At 37.7% G+C, this 19,104-nt stretch carries 21 protein-coding genes; 7 read left to right on the forward strand and 14 right to left on the reverse strand.

Annotation, left to right across the window (positions count from 1 at the left end; genetic code table 11):
• Positions 1 to 65: 65 nt before the first annotated feature.
• Complete coding sequence (locus CD172_RS03040; RefSeq protein WP_037565844.1) at positions 66 to 1,199, reverse strand: MFS transporter; 1,134 nt, start codon at positions 1,197 to 1,199, stop codon at positions 66 to 68.
• Positions 1,200 to 1,538: 339 nt separating this feature from the next.
• On the opposite strand from CD172_RS03040, the gene CD172_RS03045 reads away from it, so the two are divergent.
• The 6 genes from CD172_RS03045 (at position 1,539) to CD172_RS03070 (ending at position 7,685) form a co-directional block, all read left to right on the forward strand.
• Positions 1,539 to 1,997, forward strand: a complete 459-nt coding sequence (locus CD172_RS03045) for an arginine repressor (RefSeq protein WP_103345448.1) — start codon at positions 1,539 to 1,541, stop codon at positions 1,995 to 1,997.
• A gap of 242 nt (positions 1,998 to 2,239) precedes the next feature.
• Entirely contained in the window at positions 2,240 to 3,472 is a 1,233-nt protein-coding gene (gene arcA / locus CD172_RS03050) for an arginine deiminase (RefSeq protein WP_037565661.1), read from the forward strand.
• A 23-nt stretch (positions 3,473 to 3,495) separates the two neighbouring features.
• Positions 3,496 to 4,503: an ornithine carbamoyltransferase gene (argF, locus tag CD172_RS03055; RefSeq protein WP_103345449.1), complete on the forward strand. Its 1,008-nt coding sequence runs from the start codon at positions 3,496 to 3,498 to the stop codon at positions 4,501 to 4,503.
• 150 nt (positions 4,504 to 4,653) lie between these two features.
• Positions 4,654 to 6,009 carry an arginine-ornithine antiporter gene (arcD, locus tag CD172_RS03060; RefSeq protein ID WP_225906128.1) on the forward strand — a complete coding sequence of 452 codons (1,356 nt, stop codon included), beginning with the start codon at positions 4,654 to 4,656 and terminating at the stop codon, positions 6,007 to 6,009.
• 16 nt (positions 6,010 to 6,025) lie between these two features.
• Positions 6,026 to 6,967, forward strand: coding sequence for a carbamate kinase (gene arcC, locus CD172_RS03065; RefSeq protein WP_103345451.1), 942 nt, complete (start codon positions 6,026 to 6,028; stop codon positions 6,965 to 6,967).
• A gap of 22 nt (positions 6,968 to 6,989) precedes the next feature.
• A complete protein-coding gene (locus CD172_RS03070; protein WP_051879694.1) occupies positions 6,990 to 7,685 on the forward strand; it encodes a Crp/Fnr family transcriptional regulator in 696 nt (231 codons plus the stop codon).
• A 184-nt stretch (positions 7,686 to 7,869) separates the two neighbouring features.
• Here the strand turns inward: CD172_RS03070 and CD172_RS03075 are convergent, their stop codons facing one another.
• From CD172_RS03075 to CD172_RS13095, 10 genes are all read right to left on the reverse strand, one after another.
• On the reverse strand, positions 7,870 to 9,216 hold the full coding sequence (locus tag CD172_RS03075) for a nucleoside recognition domain-containing protein (RefSeq protein WP_103345452.1): 1,347 nt from the start codon (positions 9,214 to 9,216) through the stop codon (positions 7,870 to 7,872).
• A complete protein-coding gene (locus CD172_RS03080; RefSeq protein WP_103345453.1) occupies positions 9,210 to 10,319 on the reverse strand; it encodes an NAD(P)/FAD-dependent oxidoreductase in 1,110 nt (369 codons plus the stop codon). The genes CD172_RS03075 and CD172_RS03080 overlap by 7 nt, the downstream gene beginning before the upstream one ends.
• 145 nt (positions 10,320 to 10,464) lie before the next feature.
• Positions 10,465 to 11,232: an alpha/beta hydrolase gene (locus tag CD172_RS03085; RefSeq protein ID WP_103345454.1), complete on the reverse strand. Its 768-nt coding sequence runs from the start codon at positions 11,230 to 11,232 to the stop codon at positions 10,465 to 10,467.
• 15 nt (positions 11,233 to 11,247) lie between these two features.
• Positions 11,248 to 11,925 (reverse strand): ABC transporter permease, encoded by a 678-nt coding sequence (locus tag CD172_RS03090; protein WP_103345455.1) that lies wholly within the window; start codon positions 11,923 to 11,925, stop codon positions 11,248 to 11,250.
• Positions 11,925 to 12,866 carry an osmoprotectant ABC transporter substrate-binding protein gene (locus tag CD172_RS03095; RefSeq protein ID WP_037565652.1) on the reverse strand — a complete coding sequence of 314 codons (942 nt, stop codon included), beginning with the start codon at positions 12,864 to 12,866 and terminating at the stop codon, positions 11,925 to 11,927. Before CD172_RS03095 ends, CD172_RS03090 begins: the two co-directional genes overlap by 1 nt.
• 18 nt (positions 12,867 to 12,884) lie before the next feature.
• Positions 12,885 to 13,520 (reverse strand): ABC transporter permease, encoded by a 636-nt coding sequence (locus CD172_RS03100; RefSeq protein WP_037565651.1) that lies wholly within the window; start codon positions 13,518 to 13,520, stop codon positions 12,885 to 12,887.
• Positions 13,517 to 14,698, reverse strand: coding sequence for a betaine/proline/choline family ABC transporter ATP-binding protein (locus tag CD172_RS03105; RefSeq protein WP_103345456.1), 1,182 nt, complete (start codon positions 14,696 to 14,698; stop codon positions 13,517 to 13,519). The genes CD172_RS03100 and CD172_RS03105 overlap by 4 nt, the downstream gene beginning before the upstream one ends.
• A 328-nt stretch (positions 14,699 to 15,026) precedes the next feature.
• A complete protein-coding gene (locus CD172_RS03110; protein WP_103345457.1) occupies positions 15,027 to 15,587 on the reverse strand; it encodes a TetR/AcrR family transcriptional regulator in 561 nt (186 codons plus the stop codon).
• 153 nt (positions 15,588 to 15,740) lie between these two features.
• The gene (locus CD172_RS03115) at positions 15,741 to 16,706 is read right to left on the reverse strand and encodes an MFS transporter (protein ID WP_324826127.1); all 966 of its coding nucleotides are present in this window, start codon (positions 16,704 to 16,706) and stop codon (positions 15,741 to 15,743) included.
• Positions 16,706 to 17,080 (reverse strand): MFS transporter, encoded by a 375-nt coding sequence (locus CD172_RS13095; protein WP_318838055.1) that lies wholly within the window; start codon positions 17,078 to 17,080, stop codon positions 16,706 to 16,708. Before CD172_RS13095 ends, CD172_RS03115 begins: the two co-directional genes overlap by 1 nt.
• A 99-nt stretch (positions 17,081 to 17,179) precedes the next feature.
• Here CD172_RS13095 and CD172_RS12680 point away from each other — a divergent pair, with 99 nt between their 5' ends.
• Positions 17,180 to 17,347: a hypothetical protein gene (locus CD172_RS12680; RefSeq protein WP_157950609.1), complete on the forward strand. Its 168-nt coding sequence runs from the start codon at positions 17,180 to 17,182 to the stop codon at positions 17,345 to 17,347.
• Positions 17,348 to 17,849: 502 nt separating this feature from the next.
• Here the strand turns inward: CD172_RS12680 and CD172_RS12685 are convergent.
• The 3 genes from CD172_RS12685 to CD172_RS03125 all read right to left on the reverse strand — a co-directional run bounded on the left by CD172_RS12685 (position 17,850) and on the right by CD172_RS03125 (position 19,046).
• Complete coding sequence (locus CD172_RS12685; RefSeq protein WP_157950610.1) at positions 17,850 to 18,011, reverse strand: hypothetical protein; 162 nt, start codon at positions 18,009 to 18,011, stop codon at positions 17,850 to 17,852.
• A gap of 115 nt (positions 18,012 to 18,126) precedes the next feature.
• Positions 18,127 to 18,846: a DUF3169 family protein gene (locus CD172_RS03120; protein ID WP_103345458.1), complete on the reverse strand. Its 720-nt coding sequence runs from the start codon at positions 18,844 to 18,846 to the stop codon at positions 18,127 to 18,129.
• Positions 18,843 to 19,046, reverse strand: a complete 204-nt coding sequence (locus CD172_RS03125; protein WP_037565645.1) for a helix-turn-helix transcriptional regulator — start codon at positions 19,044 to 19,046, stop codon at positions 18,843 to 18,845. Before CD172_RS03125 ends, CD172_RS03120 begins: the two co-directional genes overlap by 4 nt.
• Positions 19,047 to 19,104 lie beyond the last annotated feature (58 nt).

The raw sequence follows: 19,104 nt of genomic DNA on the forward strand, positions 1-19,104 counted from the left end.
ATTGATATAGATAACTTCTTAAAGCGTAGTGGTATAATACGTATTGACCGTAATCAATAACGAAGTTAACCACTAACTTTTTGTCGCTTCTCATACATATAGTTCCCAATATTGAGCACAATACCGAGTAAAATAATGCCTCCTGAGATCATTGTAATGTGCGCATAAGGCAAACCATGTCCGAGCAATCCTGACCCGATCATTGCACCGATAAAATTCGCTAAATTAAATATAGAGCCCACCATGGTGCTGGCGAGTAGCGGGGCCTCACTTGCACCGAAAATGATTTTACTGTTAAGTAACGGCGTTGTTCCAAACGTCCCAAATCCAAACAAAAATACGATGATGAGCGCAAACACCCCTATTGGTAAAGCGTATACGAGTAAAACAATGGTCACAAATAACAACAAATACGAGAAAAATAGCCCCATCGTTAATTTTTCCTCAGTCACATTTCCAGAGACGACGTTACCGATGACCCCACCAAGGCCGAATAAAAATAGACACACTGTAATACCCACTGTGTCGAATGGTGACAACGCTTTTAACATCGGTTCTACAAAAGTATACGTTGTAAACACACCAGAAAATCCAAAAACAATCATCGCAATCGTAATTAAAATTTGTGGTTGTTTAAAGGCTCCAAGTTCTTTACGTAAATTAGGTTCCGCACTCATCTCAACATCAGGTGTACATTTTAAAATACCTATCAATGTAATGATTGCGATGGCAACCATAATACCGAAAACAACACGCCAATTCGCTAAATCTCCTAAAAACGCCCCAAACGGTACACCGATCATAATCGCAATGGTTAACCCAGTTTGTACTAACGCGATGGCTTGCGTACGTTTCGCTGGCGACACAATGTTCGTTGCGACACTCATACTCACCCCAAAGAACGGGGCATGCATTGCTGCTGATAATAACCGTGACAACAATAATACATAAAAATTTGGTGCCAACATGCCTAATACATTACTAAAAATAAAAATACCTACAAAAACAGGCAATAAGATGCGTGCACGATATTTAAACGTTAAAATACGCATCACTGGCCCTATAAATGCGACGCTCAAAGCATACACACTGACAAGCAACCCTGCTGTAGATATCGGGATATGCATATCACCTGCGATTTGCGACAATAATCCAATAACAACATATTCAGACATGCCTATCGCAAAGGTGCCTAACATAAAAAAGAAAATGGTTATTTTAGTTGATTGATACCTCACAATACTCCTCCAAACGCATTTCATATTGTCATACGCATGGTATGTTACCGAAAATGGCATAAAAATGAAAGAGACGTGCTTACCCCTAGACGACTTCTTTTAACCATAAACCGTGTCAAACCTTTGTTGTCACAACTTCGTAAAAATCCTTATGACAAAAGACTTTAGCACAGATTTTTAACATTTTTACACTAAAAATGAATACTAATATTTTTGATTTAATTTGAAGAACTGGTTAATAATATTTATTGATAGTTGATGTAGAAAGCTGTTGAAGGGCTATTTTAGGAGGTGCTAAAAATGAAACGCGAAGAAAGACAAAAATTTATCGAGATCATCGTACAACATAACTGTATAACATCGAAGCAAGATGTAATCGATATTATAGAAGCACGATTTGGCATTCATTTTAGCCTAACGACCATTGCGAACGATTTCTTACAGTTAAATATACATAAAGTCCCTTCTCAACATCACCCCTCACACTATCAACTGATATCCAATGACAAACCAAAATATCGTCACATCTTAAAACGGTTGTATCAAGATGACATTCAACGTATCTCAGTTATTAACCAATGTATTTTAATTCAATCCTCTCCTGGATTTGGTCAAACAATCAATTTTTATATCGATGCATTACAATTGAATGCCATTATCGGTACAGTAAGCGGTAATGATACAACAATGATTATGACACGCTCAAATGATGCAGCGCGACATGTCGTTACAGAACTCTTTCCAGACCATACACTTTAGCATGATTATGCATCATATTGTATCAACGACAAATTACGCCATAACCTATACGTGAATATACACCTAATATCCATTACATGTCGCATAACACCGCGTGTGCCATGCAAGAAAATAAATTTTTTTGTATAGACCTATCTTTAAAATAAGAAATATTCCTCTCTTTATTTGTGAAATAAATCACGATGTAAGCGTTTTATAACCTTTATAGTGAAGACATCATCACATAAAGGAGGAAAATTAAAATGAAACGCACGATTAATGTTAATAGTGAAATTGGCCGTTTAAAAACCGTTTTACTTAAACGACCTGGTAAAGAATTAGAAAACCTTGTTCCTGATTATTTAGACGGCTTACTTTTTGATGACATTCCTTATTTAAAAGTCGCCCAACGCGAACACGACTACTTTGCAGAAGTTTTAAAAAACGAAGGTGTAGAAGTGTTATACCTTGAAAAATTAACTGCAGAAAGTTTAACAGAACCTCAAGTACGCGAACAATTTATCGATGAAATATTGGCAGAATCACGTAAAACCGTGCTTGGCCACGAAGCAGAAATTAAAGCGCTGTTTTCTAAATTAGATAATCAAAGCTTAGTTGATAAAATAATGGCCGGCGTCAGAAAAGAAGAAATCAATTTAAAAACAACACATCTCGTTGAATATATGGATGACAAATATCCGTTTTATCTTGACCCAATGCCGAACCTTTATTTCACGCGTGATCCTCAAGCGTCCGTCGGTAACGGGGTTACAATTAATCGCATGTATTGGCGCGCACGTCGCCGTGAATCGATTTTCATGCAATATATTTTAAAACATCACCCTGACTTTAAAGACAGTGACATTCCAGTTTGGGTGGACCGAGATAGTCCGTTCAATATTGAAGGTGGCGATGAACTCGTCTTATCTAAAGAAGTGCTTGCGATTGGAATTTCAGAACGTACATCAGCACAAGCAATCGAACGTTTGGCACGTAGCATTTTTAGCAATCCTGTATCAACGTTTAAGAAAATCATTGCGATTGAAATCCCTACAAGTCGTACGTTTATGCATTTAGATACGGTATTTACAATGATAGATTACGATAAGTTCACTATGCATGCTGCCATACTGAAATCTGAAGGTCATATGAATATCTTTACGATTGAACCATGTGACGGCGATGACAACATTAAAATTACCCATTCTAACCAGTTGAAACAAACTTTAGAAGACGCGTTAAACATCGATAATATCGAATTCATTCCTACTGGTAATGGCGATACCATCGACGGACCACGTGAACAATGGAATGATGGATCAAACACACTATGTATCCGCCCGGGTGTGGTAGTGACATATGACAGAAACTATGTCTCTAACACCTTATTACGTGAAAAAGGCTTAAAAGTCATCGAAATCCCTGGGGGTGAACTTGTACGCGGTCGTGGAGGCCCACGTTGTATGAGTCAACCTTTATATCGTGAAGACATATAAAAGACATTGAGGAGGAAAAACGCATGATGGAATTACAAAAACCAGTCGCTTTAAAAGGACGTTCATTATTAAAAGAAAACGATTTTACGAAAGCAGAATTTGAAGCATTAATTGATTTCGCAATTACATTAAAATCTTACAAACAAGATGGCATCAAACATCGTTATTTAGACGGTAAAAATATTGCATTACTCTTCGAAAAAACGTCAACACGTACACGTGCCGCATTCACAGTGGCATCTATAGATCTCGGAGCACACCCTGAATTTTTAGGCAAAAATGACATTCAATTGGGTAAAAAAGAATCGGTAGAAGATACCGCAAAAGTACTCGGACGTATGTTTGATGGCATAGAATTCCGAGGTTTCTCTCAAGACGTTGTTGAGCAACTCGCTGAACATTCAGGTGTACCGGTGTGGAACGGTTTGACAGATATTTGGCATCCGACTCAAATGCTTGCGGACTATATGACCGTTAAAGAAAATTTCGGTCACTTAAAAGGCATTAACCTCACATACATTGGTGATGGCCGTAACAATATGGCACACTCTCTTATGGTCGCGGGTGCCATGCTCGGCGTGAATGTGCGTATATGTACGCCTAAAGCCCTCTTCCCGAACGAAACGTATGTTGATATGGCTAAAGCACGTGGTGTGCGTGATGGTGGCTCTGTCGTCGTTACAGATGATATAGAAGAAGCGGTTAAAGGTGCGCACGTAATCTATACAGACGTTTGGGTATCTATGGGTGAAGAAAGTGAATTTGAGGCACGTATCCAATTATTAAAAGATTATCAGGTCAATCGTACATTAATGGAAAAAACAGGCCGTGATGACACGATTTTCTTACATTGTCTGCCAGCATTCCATGATACAAATACGATATATGGTAAAGACATCGAAGAGCAATTTGGCATAAGCGAAATGGAAGTCACTGATGACGTATTTAGAAGTCCGCAATCCAAAGTGTTTGACCAAGCAGAGAACCGTATGCATACGATTAAATCTGTGATGGCTTCAACACTGGCATAACTAAAGTGATGGGCTAGACGTAGCAACAATTTTATATGTATGACCACGCACTAGCCCTTCCCTTTTCATGATAAGGAGATGAAACACGTGGAAAATGAACACCAACAAAAATTAAACAAGTCTTCTCTCATTGGCCTTGTTATAGGATCTATGATTGGAGGCGGTGCTTTTAATATCATCTCTGATATGGGAAGTCAGGCAGGCGGTCTTGCCCTCATGATCGGTTGGGGGATTACTGCTATCGGCATGATTGCATTAGCATTTGTATTTCAAACGTTAACGAATGCACGACCTGATTTAGATGGCGGCATCTACAGTTACGCACAAGCAGGGTTTGGAGATTTTATTGGTTTTTGTAGTGCTTGGGGTTACTGGTTTGCAGCATTTTTAGGCAACGTGGCTTATGCTACATTGCTCATGTCTGCGGTTGGCAATTTCTTCCCGATTTTCCAAAAAGGTAATACGTTACCGAGTATCATTGTCGCCTCTATTTTACTTTGGGGAGTCCATTTCTTAATTTTAAAAGGTGTAGAAACCGCTGCGTTTATCAATAGTATTGTTACCGTCGCGAAATTAATTCCAATCTTTTTGGTCATCGTTTGTATGATGGTGGTGTTTAATTTCGATACGTTTCTCGCAGGGTTTAGCGGTACCGCTTCAAATGAGATCGAATGGTCATCTATTCTGTTACAAGTGAAAAGTATTATGCTTGTGACCGTTTGGATTTTCACAGGTATTGAAGGTGCAGTGGTCTTCTCAAGCCGCGCAAAACGCAAAAAAGATGTCGGAACAGCGACCGTGATAGGCCTTACTTCCGTACTCATTATTTACTTTTTAATGACCGTACTCGCGCAAGGTGTAATTCAACAAAATCATATTTCCGAATTAGGTAACCCTTCAATGTCACATGTGTTAGCACATATTGTTGGACCATGGGGGGCTGTATTTGTAAATATCGGGCTCATTATTTCCGTACTCGGCGCGTGGCTTGGATGGACGTTACTAGCCGGAGAATTACCTTATGTCGTTGCGAAAAACAACCTATTCCCTAAATGGTTTGCGAAAGAAAATCGCAACGGTGCACCGATCAATTCATTACTCATCACGAATATTTTAGTCCAACTCTTTTTAATCAGTATGTTATTTACTGAGAGTGCTTACCAATTTGCATTTTCACTCGCGTCAAGTGCGATTCTAATCCCATATATGTTTAGCGCCTTTTACCTTGTAAAGTACAACTACTTACAACAAAATGCCTCAGTGACAAAATGGGCGATTGGATGTATTGCTTCTATTTATGCACTTTGGTTAATTTATGCAGCAGGTCTAGAATATTTATTACTGACAATGATTCTTTACATTCCAGGTGTCATTGTTTTTATCAAAGTTCAACACAATCTTAATAAAAAACCGAAAGCTATCGAATGGATTGTCATTGGTTTTATTTTAATCTTCGCACTCATTGGCATTGTCAAACTGATGACACACTCCATTACCGTGATATAAGTCAGGAGAGATATGTATGCCTAAAACGATTGTTATCGCCTTAGGGGGTAACGCAATTCAAAATAAAGAAGCAACCGCAATGAGTCAGCAAAGTGCGATTCGACAAACATTGGAAAAACTAAAACCTTTGTTTGCTTCCGATGCATCTATCGTATTTTCACATGGTAACGGACCACAAATAGGCAATTTGTTAATTCAACAAGCAAAAGCCAGCAGTCCTGAAACACCTGCCATGCCTTTAGATGTATGTGGTGCCATGACACAAGGTATGATTGGATACTGGTTAGAAACGGAAACATCACGCGTCCTTCAAAACATAAAGAGTACGAAAAACGTGGCGACTGTCGTTACACGTGTTGAAGTCGATGCACATGATCCACACCTCAGTCGTCCATCAAAACCGATTGGACCGTTTTATACGAAAGAAGAAGCTGAAAAATTACAACGTTTAGATGCAAACAGCGTCTATAAAGAAGATGCTGGTCGCGGTTATCGAAAAGTGGTACCATCCCCTATTCCTGTATCGATTTTAGAACATGAAATGATTAAAACATTACTCGACAACAACAATATCGTCATTGCGTGTGGTGGGGGCGGTATTCCTGTTGTAAAAAAAGAAGATAGTTACGAAGGTATTGAAGCGGTGATTGATAAAGATTTCGCAAGTGAAACACTAGCAGAACTGATTGAAGCGGATACCTTGATGATTTTAACAGCCGTACCAAATGTCTATATCAACTATCAAACACCTAAAGAAACAATGTTAACCTCCGTTGACGTTGCGACTTTAAAAACATACATTGATGAAGGCCAATTCGCAGAAGGCTCCATGTTACCTAAAATTGAAGCCGCGATTAAATTTATTGGCCAACATCCACATAGAGAAGTCATCATAACAGACTTAGACAACGCTTACGAGGCTATTGAGAGGGGAACAGGTACACACATCCATTTATAATTAAGTAAGGACGTTATCTAAAATGAATACGCATTATAAAACGATAGATATCAAAGACTTAAAAGTTGCGATCCAAACATTTGCGCATTATATTCATGTGTCACCCACGCAATTACAAATTTTTGCGGATGATTTTATACTGCGTCATTACGATAAAAATCAAGTTATTTATTACGATACAACTGAAATGACACACATCAAGTTCATCATGCATGGTATCGTGTTAAGAGAAGCCTATACTGATAATGGCGCGCATTACAAATGGCTGAATCAAGCGTATCATTGCTTTCCGCTCAACAAATTGTTTCGCACTCCTGCAATTGATGAATCATGTATCGCTTTAACAGATTGCGACATATTGAGCGTGCCCTTATTTTTAGTTGAAAAGCTATCAAAACATGATGCAGAGGTGCTGTCTCGATTTTACGAATTAGTTATTTTAAGCAAAGATCAACACATTCAGCATAATATGATTTTAAATTGCAAAAATGCACGTGAAAAAGTAATACATTTAATCCGTTTGCTATGCGAAAATGTAGGACTGAATCATGACACTTATTATGAACTGACGAATGCGATTACCATACAATTACTTGCAGATTTAATAGGTATGTCTCGTGAACGCGTGAGTCATATCGTGCATCATTTAATGTTAGAGAACTATATTTTTAAAGATAAACACACATGGATGATATGTAAAAAATTATTTCAGACATAATTCAACATCCTTCATGACATGTTAACACGTATCAAAACTGCTATCTTTGATGATTTAAATGTATACGTGCATAACTAGCTTTACACTGTAATGACAGCTTTTTTGACGCCAATAAGAATAGCCATCAATGTTCATGATGACATGAATGTTGATGGCTTTTTGGCGCAAATAAAGTGTTCATTTTTTAAATAAGCGTAATTAGGACGTACCACAATTTCATCAATCCAAAGAGCACAAAGACAATGCCTACCGATGTCACCATTTGTTTCAGAATCATTTTGCCTGCAAGTTTACCTCCGAGTTGACGTAAAATCATTGTCATCGTCACAGAACATGAGGTGATGGTTGATGCTAAAAAGACAACCATTAATAACTGCATCGGTGTTAAGCTTTGAATCAGTGTACCGTGACCCGTATTCAACAACAGCATACCATCTTTACGTATCATTGAGAAAAAGATGACCGTCGCAAGTTCTGTCGGTAGTTGTAAAAGCTGTAATATCGGGGCGAATACTTTTGCAAGTACATCTAAAAGCATTGTGAATGATAGAAGACTGACCGCAAAGCAAATGCCGAGAAAAATCGGCATCGCTTGTGTCAAAAACATGTGTATACTTGATATCACTTGTTTAACAAACGCGAACGTAAATGGTGAGCGTAAAGATGTTTGTCGATACGGTGGTGCAATATTGAACGTGGTCTCGCTGTGATACCATAATCGGTTATGAATGACGCCCCCTAAAAACACGAGTAGCAAATAAGGGACAAATAACCCACTCACATGCGCAGTATTAAAAACGGATAACGTTGCACCAATTTGATAACTACAAGAGGTACCAAAGCCAATTAAACTCATGCATCGCGCTTTCGTACATTGACTACAATGACTCGCTTGTGACACCGCTGCCGCATTGCAACCAAAGCCTTCAAGTACAGGCACAATATCTGTACCGTTTAATCCGATACGACGCATGGACGGTTCTATAGACCATACGACGTACTGCTTTAAACCTGAATGATCTAACAGCGCCGTGGAAATACTGATGAAGACAACGACAGGCAGTGCCCATACAAACGAATACGTACCAAGAGATAACATACCATAATCTCCAAATAGAATATGTTGAATCCACGCATGTTGCACCCACTGCGCACGACTCAACATATCAATAAAAGGCGAAAACACTGTACTTTCTAACCACCCTGACAAATGATACGCAAGAAAAATGGGAATCGCAAACATAAGTACAATCACGCACCACCCGTAACACATTTGATGCCATTTGGGTGCTCGTTGTTGTTTCTCTTTCACAAAGTGTTGGAGTTGTGCGACGACGTGTTGCGTTGCTTCTGTTGTCGATAGTGTCGGTGTTTTCAAGCCAATTTCTAAACGTTTTGAAATGATAAATTGACGGAGTTTAGCCAGTTCATCACTAGTAAGCCGATGCGTCTGACTTAATTTCAAATGATGGGGTTTATCAGGAATAGATGTCACTTCACCCGTGACAATATTAAACGTCACTTCTAACATGTACAGTCCACTTCACAACATGCATAGTCATCTAAATACATATTATTCTTCTTAAATGATTCAATGATTGTATCGTCTACCGGTATCGCTTCTCGCTTCATTACAATTTCAGCTAAAACAGCAAAACGTGCGCGAAACTTGTAGATATAACATAATATCGCTTCTTCATGACGCACTGTTGCCCCAATTAAAAAGACGTTAGGATAGCGTGTAGATTCATCTAATTGAGACAATTTCACTTCACCTTCTTGAAGCGTAAACAATTGTTGCACAAGTGGATTTTGTGTCACATCAAAGCCTGTCGCGACAATCGGTATGTGAGGTGTTACGACGGTTTCACCATTCGCTAGTAAAATGTGATAACCATCGTCATCCTCTCGTGTATCGATGACTTCATGTCCCACGTGCATTTGAATATCATGCCCCGCTTCTACCACTTCTTTTAAGCGTTGATGCGTATACGGTGATAAACGGACGCTAGGATCCGCATCTTCTTCACCAAACCCAGTCGAAGTCGTGTACATTTCAACATGCGCACCATTTTTGGCAAGCTGAATTGCCGCATCGAAGCCACTTTCATTGCCACCAATGACAACATAATGTTCTCCTGTCAATGCTTTAAAATCTTCTATTTCACTATAATGACGGCCCACAGTGAACGGTTGATTTGGAAAGGCATAATCTCCCGTTGCTACAAAGATATAATCAGCAGTAAACAGGCCTCTAGACGTCTCAATTTCATAAATACCGTCCACCAATTGTACACCTTTAACAGTCGTCTCAGTTTCAACTTGAACGTCATAATGGTCGGCTACAATTTCAAGATATTCTGCATACGTCTCACCTGACACATGCTCTTCATTAAAGGTAAAAGCTGGTGATGTATCTATAGAAATCGCATTCATATCTGGCATGCCAAACCCATTTGATGTGAACGATGGTGTAATTGTTCGCGTTGATTTCGGCCACTGCGTAAACGAATGACCAATTGAATTTTTTTCAATGATACAGACATCTTCCATATTAAGCATCTTGAAAGTGACTGCCATCCCAATTCCCGCTGCACCTGCGCCAATAATCACAACACGGTGATGTTGGGTCATATATAAAACCTCACTTTATAAATCGTAATAATTACGATTTAATATTATAGACCTTCATGCACCGATTTGCAATGTTTATCAATTTGTGAAAAATGAAAATAAAAAATGCGTTCATATACGGAAATCCGCCATGAACGCATATATTTTATTCATCTTCAGTTGTAAACATTTCAATGATTGTTTTTATTGCTTTATCCCAATAGTCATAATTATGTTCACCCGCATTGGCAATCAAACGACTTGGTATATTGTGTTTAGAAATATAGTCAAAAAATTGCGCATTACTTTCATACAATGGGTCTTCTGTCCCACACATCATAACAATCTCCGGAACTGCTTTGCCCTTTTTAATTGCTTCATCTACAAGGTGATAAGGGTCATATTCCGTACCGATAGGCAGATAGTCCTCGCCGGCAATTGCGGCAGGTTTAAAATCAGGGTACACAAATTCGTACACTTGTGATACATCGATGGCAAAAGAAAGCGGTGCTGCTTTAGAAAACCGTTCACCCGCTGTCAATGCATAGCGCAACGTACCATACCCACCCATTGAATGGCCTGCAATAAAATGATCTTTTCTTTCTTGAGACAATGGCAGTACTTGATGCACATAATCCCATACTTCTAACACATAATCATAATAACTATGACCATATTTCATATTGGTATAAAAACTATGATCTGCACTCGGCATAATAATTGCTAATTGATGCGCATTCGCATAACGCTCAATACTTGTATAACGCATATAAGATGCGTGATCGCTCGATATCCCATGTAACAATAACATTGATTTCAATAATTTAGGTTTGTTACTTGGATTAAAATAACTGTCATCTTCTGGCAAAATCACTGTGAATGATTGATGCATGCCAAGCGTTTTAGATTTATAATTCATTTCCATTAACGCCACGAAACGTCACTCCTTTTAACTTGGTGTCATTGTATTTTTCGTACGACGATTCACAGGGTCTAACTTCTTCTCAAGCATACGCAAAAGTACATCAACAATCAATACAATAAGCACAATTGGTAACGCACCCGCTACAATAAAAAGTGTCCCGTCTGTAGCATTCGTTCCACGTATAATTAAATCGCCAAGGGTAGGAGCTCCGATAAAAGACCCTACCGCTACTACGCCAATAGCAACAACAAGTGCAATACGCAAACCACCAATGATAACTGATAATGACAGCGGTAATTCAATCATACGAAGAACTTGATTACGCGTCATACCCATACCTTTACCTGCATCTTTGATATTCGCATCCACCCCTTGTATGCCTGTATACGTATTTTTAATGATCGGTAATAGTGCATATAAAAAGACAGCAAATATCACGGTATTCATTCCCAAGCCGATACCTAACATTAAAATGGCTAACATCGCAATGACAGGGACCGTTTGAATCACATTCGCGAGTGTAATGACCGCAGTCGATAATTTTCCGTAGCGCGCGATGATGATACCTAATGGGATACCTACAAGTGCTGCAAATAACACACCATAAATCGACATTAAAAGATGATTCATAAAAAGTTCCCATAAATAGCCAAAGTTCGTTTGATAATACGTCCAAAGTTGTTGTAAAAGATGACCATTCATTATTTTTGGCCTCCTTTGTCATCATCAAAGTAATGATGTTTTTCTAAAAATTTTTGTGCCACAATGGCAGGTTCTTGACCTTGTCCATCTGCTTGATAATTTAAATGTTGCATTTCTTTAGTAGAAATTTTGCCTTCTAATTTTTTAATAATTGGTTTGAGTTCAGGACGTTCTTTCAATAGTTGGTCGGAAGCTAAAGGGCTTGCATCATAAGGTGGGAAGAAACGTTTATCATCTTTTAAAACCTTTAAATGATATGCCGCAATTCGGCCATCTGTTGAGTACCCTACAGCCACATCTAAACTGCCATTTTGAAGCGCATCATAGACAAGTCCAATTTGCATTGGTCGGCTATCTCCAAATTTAAACCCATATTTACGTTGAAATGCAGGGTAGCCATCTACTTCACGATTTTGCCATGTTGTATCCATACCAAGTCTTAAATCTTTCGCATGTTTTTCAAGGTCAGAGACCGTTTCTAAATGATATTTTTTAGCGGTTTCTTGTGTCACCATTAACGCAAACGTATTATCAAAGCCGTAAGAGTTAAAAAATGTTTGTTGGTATTTGTCTTTAAAACCCTTTTGCGTCGCGGCCATTGCCTTTTTCGAATCTATAATCGGCTTCATTTGGAGCGTCCCAGTTAAATCTGTACCGGTATAACGCGTCCCCGACATGTTCGCCTGACCATTTACGATGGCATTATGTTGAATCGTGCTTGAACCTAAGTTGTTAATAATTGTCGGTTTAATCTTACCTTTTGTATCATGTTCTATCAGTAGTCTCAACATATGAGACATAATTTGAGATTCTGACGTTGAAAGTGCTGTAATTTGAACTTCATCCGGTGCCGATGCATTTTTCAAACCTGGTAAACTGCATCCAGATAACACCATGAGGCACAGCACAACAACTGCTACATACTTGTGATAACGTGTCATCATATCCCCCTCCAATGTTTATCTAGACACCTTTAATCCTTTTGGTACAATCCACTTTTCAATACGTGACAAACAAAAATCTACAAGTAACGCGAGTGCGGTAATTAAGATTGTCGCCGTAATGATCATATTCGCATCATATAAGTTTAATCCGTTGAAAATGTAATCACCGAGACCGCCTGCACCGATAAAACTCGCAAGTGTCGCCCAACTAATCACATAAACTGACGACAAGCGAATACCACTTAAAATCATAGGTAATGCTAGCGGAAGTTCCACGCCTTTCATCAATTGAAACTCTGTCATACCCATACTTTTTCCTGCTTCACGTACATTTTTATCGATACTTTCCACACCGATAATCGTATTATTTAAAATAGGTAATAACACATAGAAAAATAGCGCAACGATGGCTGGCACCTTCCCCACACCAAATAACGGAATCATCAACGCTAACACGGCTAATGTCGGTATCGTTTGAAGTACACTGGCAATCGTTAATGAAACTTTTGCCAAACGTTTTGTACGTGTTAATAAAATACCGAGGGGCACTGAGAAAATGATTGCGAGTATGAGAGCAATGACAGAAATATATAAGTGTTCCATCGTTTTATTGAATAAATCATTCGCATTATTCACGATAAAATCCATCATACGCGCTCAACTCCAGCCTTATCAGAAGATACTGCATCTTCTGTTTCTGTAGTTTCATCGTCAGATTCCCCCCATATGCTGTCGTAAACAATATCAACAAGATTTGCGCGCGTAATGAGTCCTACAATATGATGACCTTCATCAACCACAGGCACATTACGTACATTTCTTTTTAAAATCGTGCGCACAGAATCTTGTAATTTACTATCAAGTGGCACAGTATATACATCGCGTTGAATGACATCAATGAGCTCTGCGCGTGCACGTAACCCTTGATTGATGTCTTCAATGTCTAAAAATCCTAATAATTTATTTTGATGATTGACGACAAATAACGTATCTATACGTTTTTGACGCATTAACTCAACTGCATCATTTAATGAGTGATCCGCCGTTATCGTAATAGGTGTAATCATCGCATCTTCTACAGCACGCACATTAGGACGGTCTTGAATCAAACGGTTTTGACCAATAAAATCACGTACAAAATCATTTGCCGGATGTCTTAAAATATTATCAGGTGTATCGTATTGAATGACTTTCCCATGTGACATAATGCAAATTTTGTCAGCAAGCTTAATTGCTTCATCCATGTCATGTGTCACAAATATAAATGTTTTGCCTAATTGTTGTTGAAGCTTCTTCACTAAGTCTTGCAACGTATCACGTGTAATCGGGTCTAGCGCCCCAAATGGTTCGTCCATCAAAATGATATCTTGTTCTGCAGCGAGCGCTCTAACAACACCGATACGCTGTTGTTGACCCCCAGATAATTCAGACGGATAACGATCTAAATAATCTTCCGGTAAATCCACAAGTTTAATGAGTTCACGCGCTTTCTCATCTTTTTTCTCTTGAGACCACTTCAGTAATTTTGGTACTAATACAATATTTTCTCTAACTGTCATGTGTGGCATGAGCCCGATTTGTTGAATCACATAACCAATACTACGGCGCAATTCTACCGGATTCATTTGACGAACGTCTTTACCATTAATCATAATTTGACCTTCAGTCGCTTCAATCATACGGTTAATCATGCGGAGTGCCGTCGTTTTACCACTCCCACTCGTGCCAATAAAGGCGACAAACTCCCCTTGTTGAATGTCTATCGTCATATTGTCTACAGCCTTTTTACTCCCAGCATAGACTTTTGATAAGTTTTTAATACTTAACATATGTCCATTCCTTTCCCTTAATGAATTTAAAAACACAAAAAGGACCCCTTGTGAATGTCATACAAAGCGTACTAAGTAAAAACAAGGCACAACAAGTCCTCAATCGCTATTATTTACGTTCATTAAATGTGCAGTATAAGTCATCTTAATACTTAGATGAAGGCAACCTGATGTCCATTTGATAACTGTTACGTACCCATCTTATGTAAACAGTTCACCTTTTTACTACACCAATCGGTCAGTTTCAATTCAAATGTTACACAAATATAAAGCCAAATTATGCACATTTGCACAATTTGGCTTTATCAACACATATTTTTTTATCCATTTAGATATTATCGTGATTAAATACTGTCTCACGTTGCGTATAGGCTTTTAAACGATTCAGTACCGCTTCTCGCATCGTTTCATCAATCGCACTAAATTCAAAAATTTCCGAGAGCCATAACCCATCAATGGCTAAACGCATAATGGTTGCATCTACAGGATCAACACCTTCATTAATGATTGTAGATTGCCACTGCGCATAAGATGCCTTTAGCGGCGCAAGGTGATCTTTATTGGTGCCATGTGCGGCTAATAAGCCTGAAGTTATCGGCGCATGTTCAGCACGATGTGTCCGCGTTGCTTCAATGAGTGCATTTAAATAACGCCCTTGAGAAAGCGACATATCTAGTGCATTTTCAACATTATTTTGATACAAATGATTGGCATATTGCACAAGTGCTTCAATTAAGCCATCTTTGGATTTAAAATGGTATAGCAGGCCACCTTTACTGACACCCGCACGTTTACCCACTGCATCAAGTGTTAATGCATCAACACCTTTCTCATACACAATCAATGCTGCCGCTTCTAAAATTTGAACGCGTTTCGACTTTCTCGCCACAGCCGTCACCTGCCTTATCGTTTTATCATTGTGCCTACAGTCTTATTGGTAAGGAAACAGCATTAGTTTAAGTAAAAATATCATAAATCGCAATGAATTCAGTCAGTTTTGTGTAAATTTAATGCCTATTTCAGCTCTAGACGCCCTAACCTCTTAATGATATTCATCATCACCATAGTTTGTATCATCTAAATCTTGCATATTACGCCCTTTTAAAAACATTACCGCGACTAACGAAATCATCGCCGTTACAATGATGTAGAGTGACACTGGTAAACTACTTCCATTGAACGTGGCCATCAAATATTCAGCAATCATAGGGGCCGTCCCTCCAGCAAGTGCTGCACCAATCTGATAGCCTAATGTAACACCCGTAAAGCGAACTTCTTTACTAAATGCTTCAGAAAACATTGTGCCAAGCGTTGCTGTTATCGGTGGCCAAATTAACGCTAATCCAATAAAAGTCGCCAATATAATCAGTAACTCATGATGCGTATTCACTAGAATAAAATATGGAAATGCATAAATTAGCATAATAGCCGTACCTATAAGATACATTTTTTTACGCCCAATTTTATCTGATAAAGCACCCATAAAAGGAATCATTACTGTAGTGACCACAGATACAACCATAATGGCGAGCATCATGAATTGAAATGACACATTTAACGTTGCCGTCGCATAACCAATGATAAAAGTAGTAAAAATATAAAAAGGTCCTGTTTCAACAAACTTTGCACAAATCGTCATGACAACTTCTTTAGGGTGTTGTTTAAACGTTTCAATAATTGGAATACGTTTAGGTTGTGCATCACTTTGGGTTGCTTCTTCTTTTAACTGACGAAACGCTGGTGTATCATTTAAACTTTTACGAATCCATAAACCGAATACTACTAAAAGCAAGCTAAAAATAAAAGGTATGCGCCATCCCCAAGCAAGAAAGACATCTTCTGGTAAAACATGCGTCAGAGTAAAAAAGAAACTATACGCTAATACCAAACCAATCGTGACCCCCATTTGAGGCACACTACCAAAAAATCCACGCTGGTGCCTTGGTGCATATTCGGTTGCTAATAATAAAGAGCCACCAAATTCTCCACCTAAACCTAGCCCTTGAATTAACCGGAATAAAAGTAATAGTAAAGTGCAGCTAACCCTATTTGATCATAAGTAGGTAATAAACCTATCCCAGCCGTTGCAATACCCATTAATGATAATGTTAAAATCAATGTCAACTTTCGTCCTAATACATCCCCAATATGTCCAAAAATGACACCACCTAGTGGCCGAATAAAGAATGATAATGCAAGGCCAAAATAAGCCAAAATTGTTGATAAAAATACGTCATTCGTAACGAAATATTGTGTATTAAATATAATCGTTGCTACAGCTGCATAAAGAAAAAAATCAAACCATTCAATTGAAGCCCCAATCAAACTGGCGACAAGTACTTTTCGCCTTAATCTTTTATCCATTTTTAGTGCTTCTCCCATATATGAAACCCCTTTCATATGTATTATACTTATGGTATTAAAACGTTATTGAAGCGTCAATATGAAGTTGAAGTTTTCAATGATAAGGAGAATCTCATAATGGAAAGACGTATATGGTGGGTCATAAGTTTACTCAGTTTGATTGTTTTTATAATCATTAATCATCAATACCGATTTTACAATTGGATAGAAGCCAGTTGTATCGTAATCCCTGTCGGTATTGTGTCATATATTTTATTAGAAATAAAATTACGGCATAAACGCTAATGCTTAATTGTTATCTATTTCAACTTTCTTAATTAAAGGAGACACCATGAAAAAAATTATCACCTTTCTTATATTTTTGTTAGTAAACTATATCGTGATATACCACTTAGCACCTTATTTTCAGTTTGATAATCAGCCAATAATTATGTTCTTTATCGTATTAACCTTATTTTTAACTGGCATGTGGTTAGGTAAAAGGTTAAGAGATGATGAATGAACTTTAAAGAAAGCGGTGAAGAAAGATGCACAGACTTCGATTTTCATCATTGTTTAATCTAATGATTATTATCATTTCGATCATTTTAACAGCCATATTTATTTATAAAGATTTTGACGTATATCTATGTTTAATCCCATTATCTTTGTTGTTGTGTGGCAGTATCAGTTTGATTGTAGATATAAAGAACAACAAGAAGTAATGATAAGCACATTCGTACCCTATTCATCTTGATGTATGCAATCGGTCACTTTATCACGCATAATTTTATACACCATCTCAAATTCAATGTCTTTTCTTATTTTTAAATATACATTCAATGATGGTGAAAACTAAAATATTACCTATCAATAAAATGATTAAACTGATAATGCGTTCATCGAATATGAAATAAACAGCTAATGATGCTGCGATTAAAAACCATATCAACTTCACCCATAATTCCATCGTAACCACCCTCTGAATTATATTTTATCCTTACACTCAATAGTGATATGTGTCATAGTTTATCTTCTAAATGATTGTAAAGAAATAAAAAGGTGAATTTCAAAATCCACCTTTTTTATTGGTAATATTGTCGCATTCTTAATAAGTAACCAAATGTATTATATGCAAAAAGAAGTATGAGTATGATTAAGCCAAATGTTTGATTCACACCACTTAATATTGAAAATATGCCAAGTAAAAAAATACCAATTATAAGTAAACAAAGGTTAATATAATAGATTTTAAACATTGAAACTAAAGTTATATGACGTTCACCTTCATCCATAGGTACCAACATTTTCTCAGTATAATGTTTTTCTCCTAATTTAGGTAACCGTGGGTCGTATTTACGTATAAAAAAGCTATAAGGTATTGTCCCAATTGATACCGTTAAAAACGCGATAATTGGATATAGGATAAAATCATCACTGACGTTCGCAACAACATAAATCAGTAACACTAAAAATGCAATGAGATACGCTAGATAAATCACCAGTGATACATTAATAAATTTTAACGAAGCTTTCGTTTCAATTGTGTCTGCAATGTCCTCTTCAATGTGTGCATCTAATTGATTTTTATACTTTAACGCTTTCTTTTGTAAAAACAGAATATAAACAATTAATCCTAAAAGACACAAAATCGCACCTATACCTATTGTCTGTATTACGGTGTGAGATTCGAGATGATATTCGGTAATGAACCGTAAACCATTGGTCTCACCTAATAAACCGCCAATGATACCGCCTATTACTCCACCAACGAGTATATATAATAAATATCTTCCTATTTTCATAGGTCTTCCTCCTCAATGATAAAAATATGTTCAACTGGCTCTTTGAATACACGCGCAATGCTTACGGCTGTTTTGATAGATGGTGTAAATTCATTTCGTTCTATGAGTGAAATGGTTTGTCTGGAAACACCTGCTTTTTTAGCTAATTGCGTTTGATTGTACCCATCTCGCGCACGTAATTCTTTAAGTCGATTTCGCATGCTGATCAACTCCTCAACCACAACATACACTATCATTGTCATTTTGACAACTATATTT

The sequence above is a fragment of the Staphylococcus agnetis genome, assembly GCF_002901865.1.
In the GTDB taxonomy this organism is placed as follows: domain Bacteria; phylum Bacillota; class Bacilli; order Staphylococcales; family Staphylococcaceae; genus Staphylococcus; species Staphylococcus agnetis.

What these genes read in the sequence shown, in the direction of transcription:
- arcC (WP_103345451.1), top strand. Translation starts at nt 6,026, where the DNA reads ATGCCTAAAACGATTGTTATCGCCTTAGGGGGTAACGCAATTCAAAAT.
- CD172_RS13095 (WP_318838055.1), bottom strand. Translation starts at nt 17,080, where the DNA reads ATGGGAGAAGCACTAAAAATGGATAAAAGATTAAGGCGAAAAGTACTT.
- CD172_RS03100 (WP_037565651.1), bottom strand. Translation starts at nt 13,520, where the DNA reads ATGATGGATTTTATCGTGAATAATGCGAATGATTTATTCAATAAAACG.
- arcA (WP_037565661.1), top strand. Translation starts at nt 2,240, where the DNA reads ATGAAACGCACGATTAATGTTAATAGTGAAATTGGCCGTTTAAAAACC.
- CD172_RS12685 (WP_157950610.1), bottom strand. Translation starts at nt 18,011, where the DNA reads ATGGAATTATGGGTGAAGTTGATATGGTTTTTAATCGCAGCATCATTA.
- CD172_RS03070 (WP_051879694.1), top strand. Translation starts at nt 6,990, where the DNA reads ATGAATACGCATTATAAAACGATAGATATCAAAGACTTAAAAGTTGCG.
- CD172_RS12680 (WP_157950609.1), top strand. Translation starts at nt 17,180, where the DNA reads ATGGAAAGACGTATATGGTGGGTCATAAGTTTACTCAGTTTGATTGTT.
- CD172_RS03090 (WP_103345455.1), bottom strand. Translation starts at nt 11,925, where the DNA reads ATGAATGGTCATCTTTTACAACAACTTTGGACGTATTATCAAACGAAC.
- CD172_RS03040 (WP_037565844.1), bottom strand. Translation starts at nt 1,199, where the DNA reads ATGTTAGGCACCTTTGCGATAGGCATGTCTGAATATGTTGTTATTGGA.
- argF (WP_103345449.1), top strand. Translation starts at nt 3,496, where the DNA reads ATGATGGAATTACAAAAACCAGTCGCTTTAAAAGGACGTTCATTATTA.
- CD172_RS03075 (WP_103345452.1), bottom strand. Translation starts at nt 9,216, where the DNA reads ATGTTAGAAGTGACGTTTAATATTGTCACGGGTGAAGTGACATCTATT.
- CD172_RS03095 (WP_037565652.1), bottom strand. Translation starts at nt 12,866, where the DNA reads ATGACACGTTATCACAAGTATGTAGCAGTTGTTGTGCTGTGCCTCATG.
- CD172_RS03120 (WP_103345458.1), bottom strand. Translation starts at nt 18,846, where the DNA reads ATGAAAATAGGAAGATATTTATTATATATACTCGTTGGTGGAGTAATA.
- arcD (WP_225906128.1), top strand. Translation starts at nt 4,654, where the DNA reads ATGATTGGAGGCGGTGCTTTTAATATCATCTCTGATATGGGAAGTCAG.
- CD172_RS03045 (WP_103345448.1), top strand. Translation starts at nt 1,539, where the DNA reads ATGAAACGCGAAGAAAGACAAAAATTTATCGAGATCATCGTACAACAT.
- CD172_RS03125 (WP_037565645.1), bottom strand. Translation starts at nt 19,046, where the DNA reads ATGCGAAATCGACTTAAAGAATTACGTGCGCGAGATGGGTACAATCAA.
- CD172_RS03080 (WP_103345453.1), bottom strand. Translation starts at nt 10,319, where the DNA reads ATGACCCAACATCACCGTGTTGTGATTATTGGCGCAGGTGCAGCGGGA.
- CD172_RS03105 (WP_103345456.1), bottom strand. Translation starts at nt 14,698, where the DNA reads ATGTTAAGTATTAAAAACTTATCAAAAGTCTATGCTGGGAGTAAAAAG.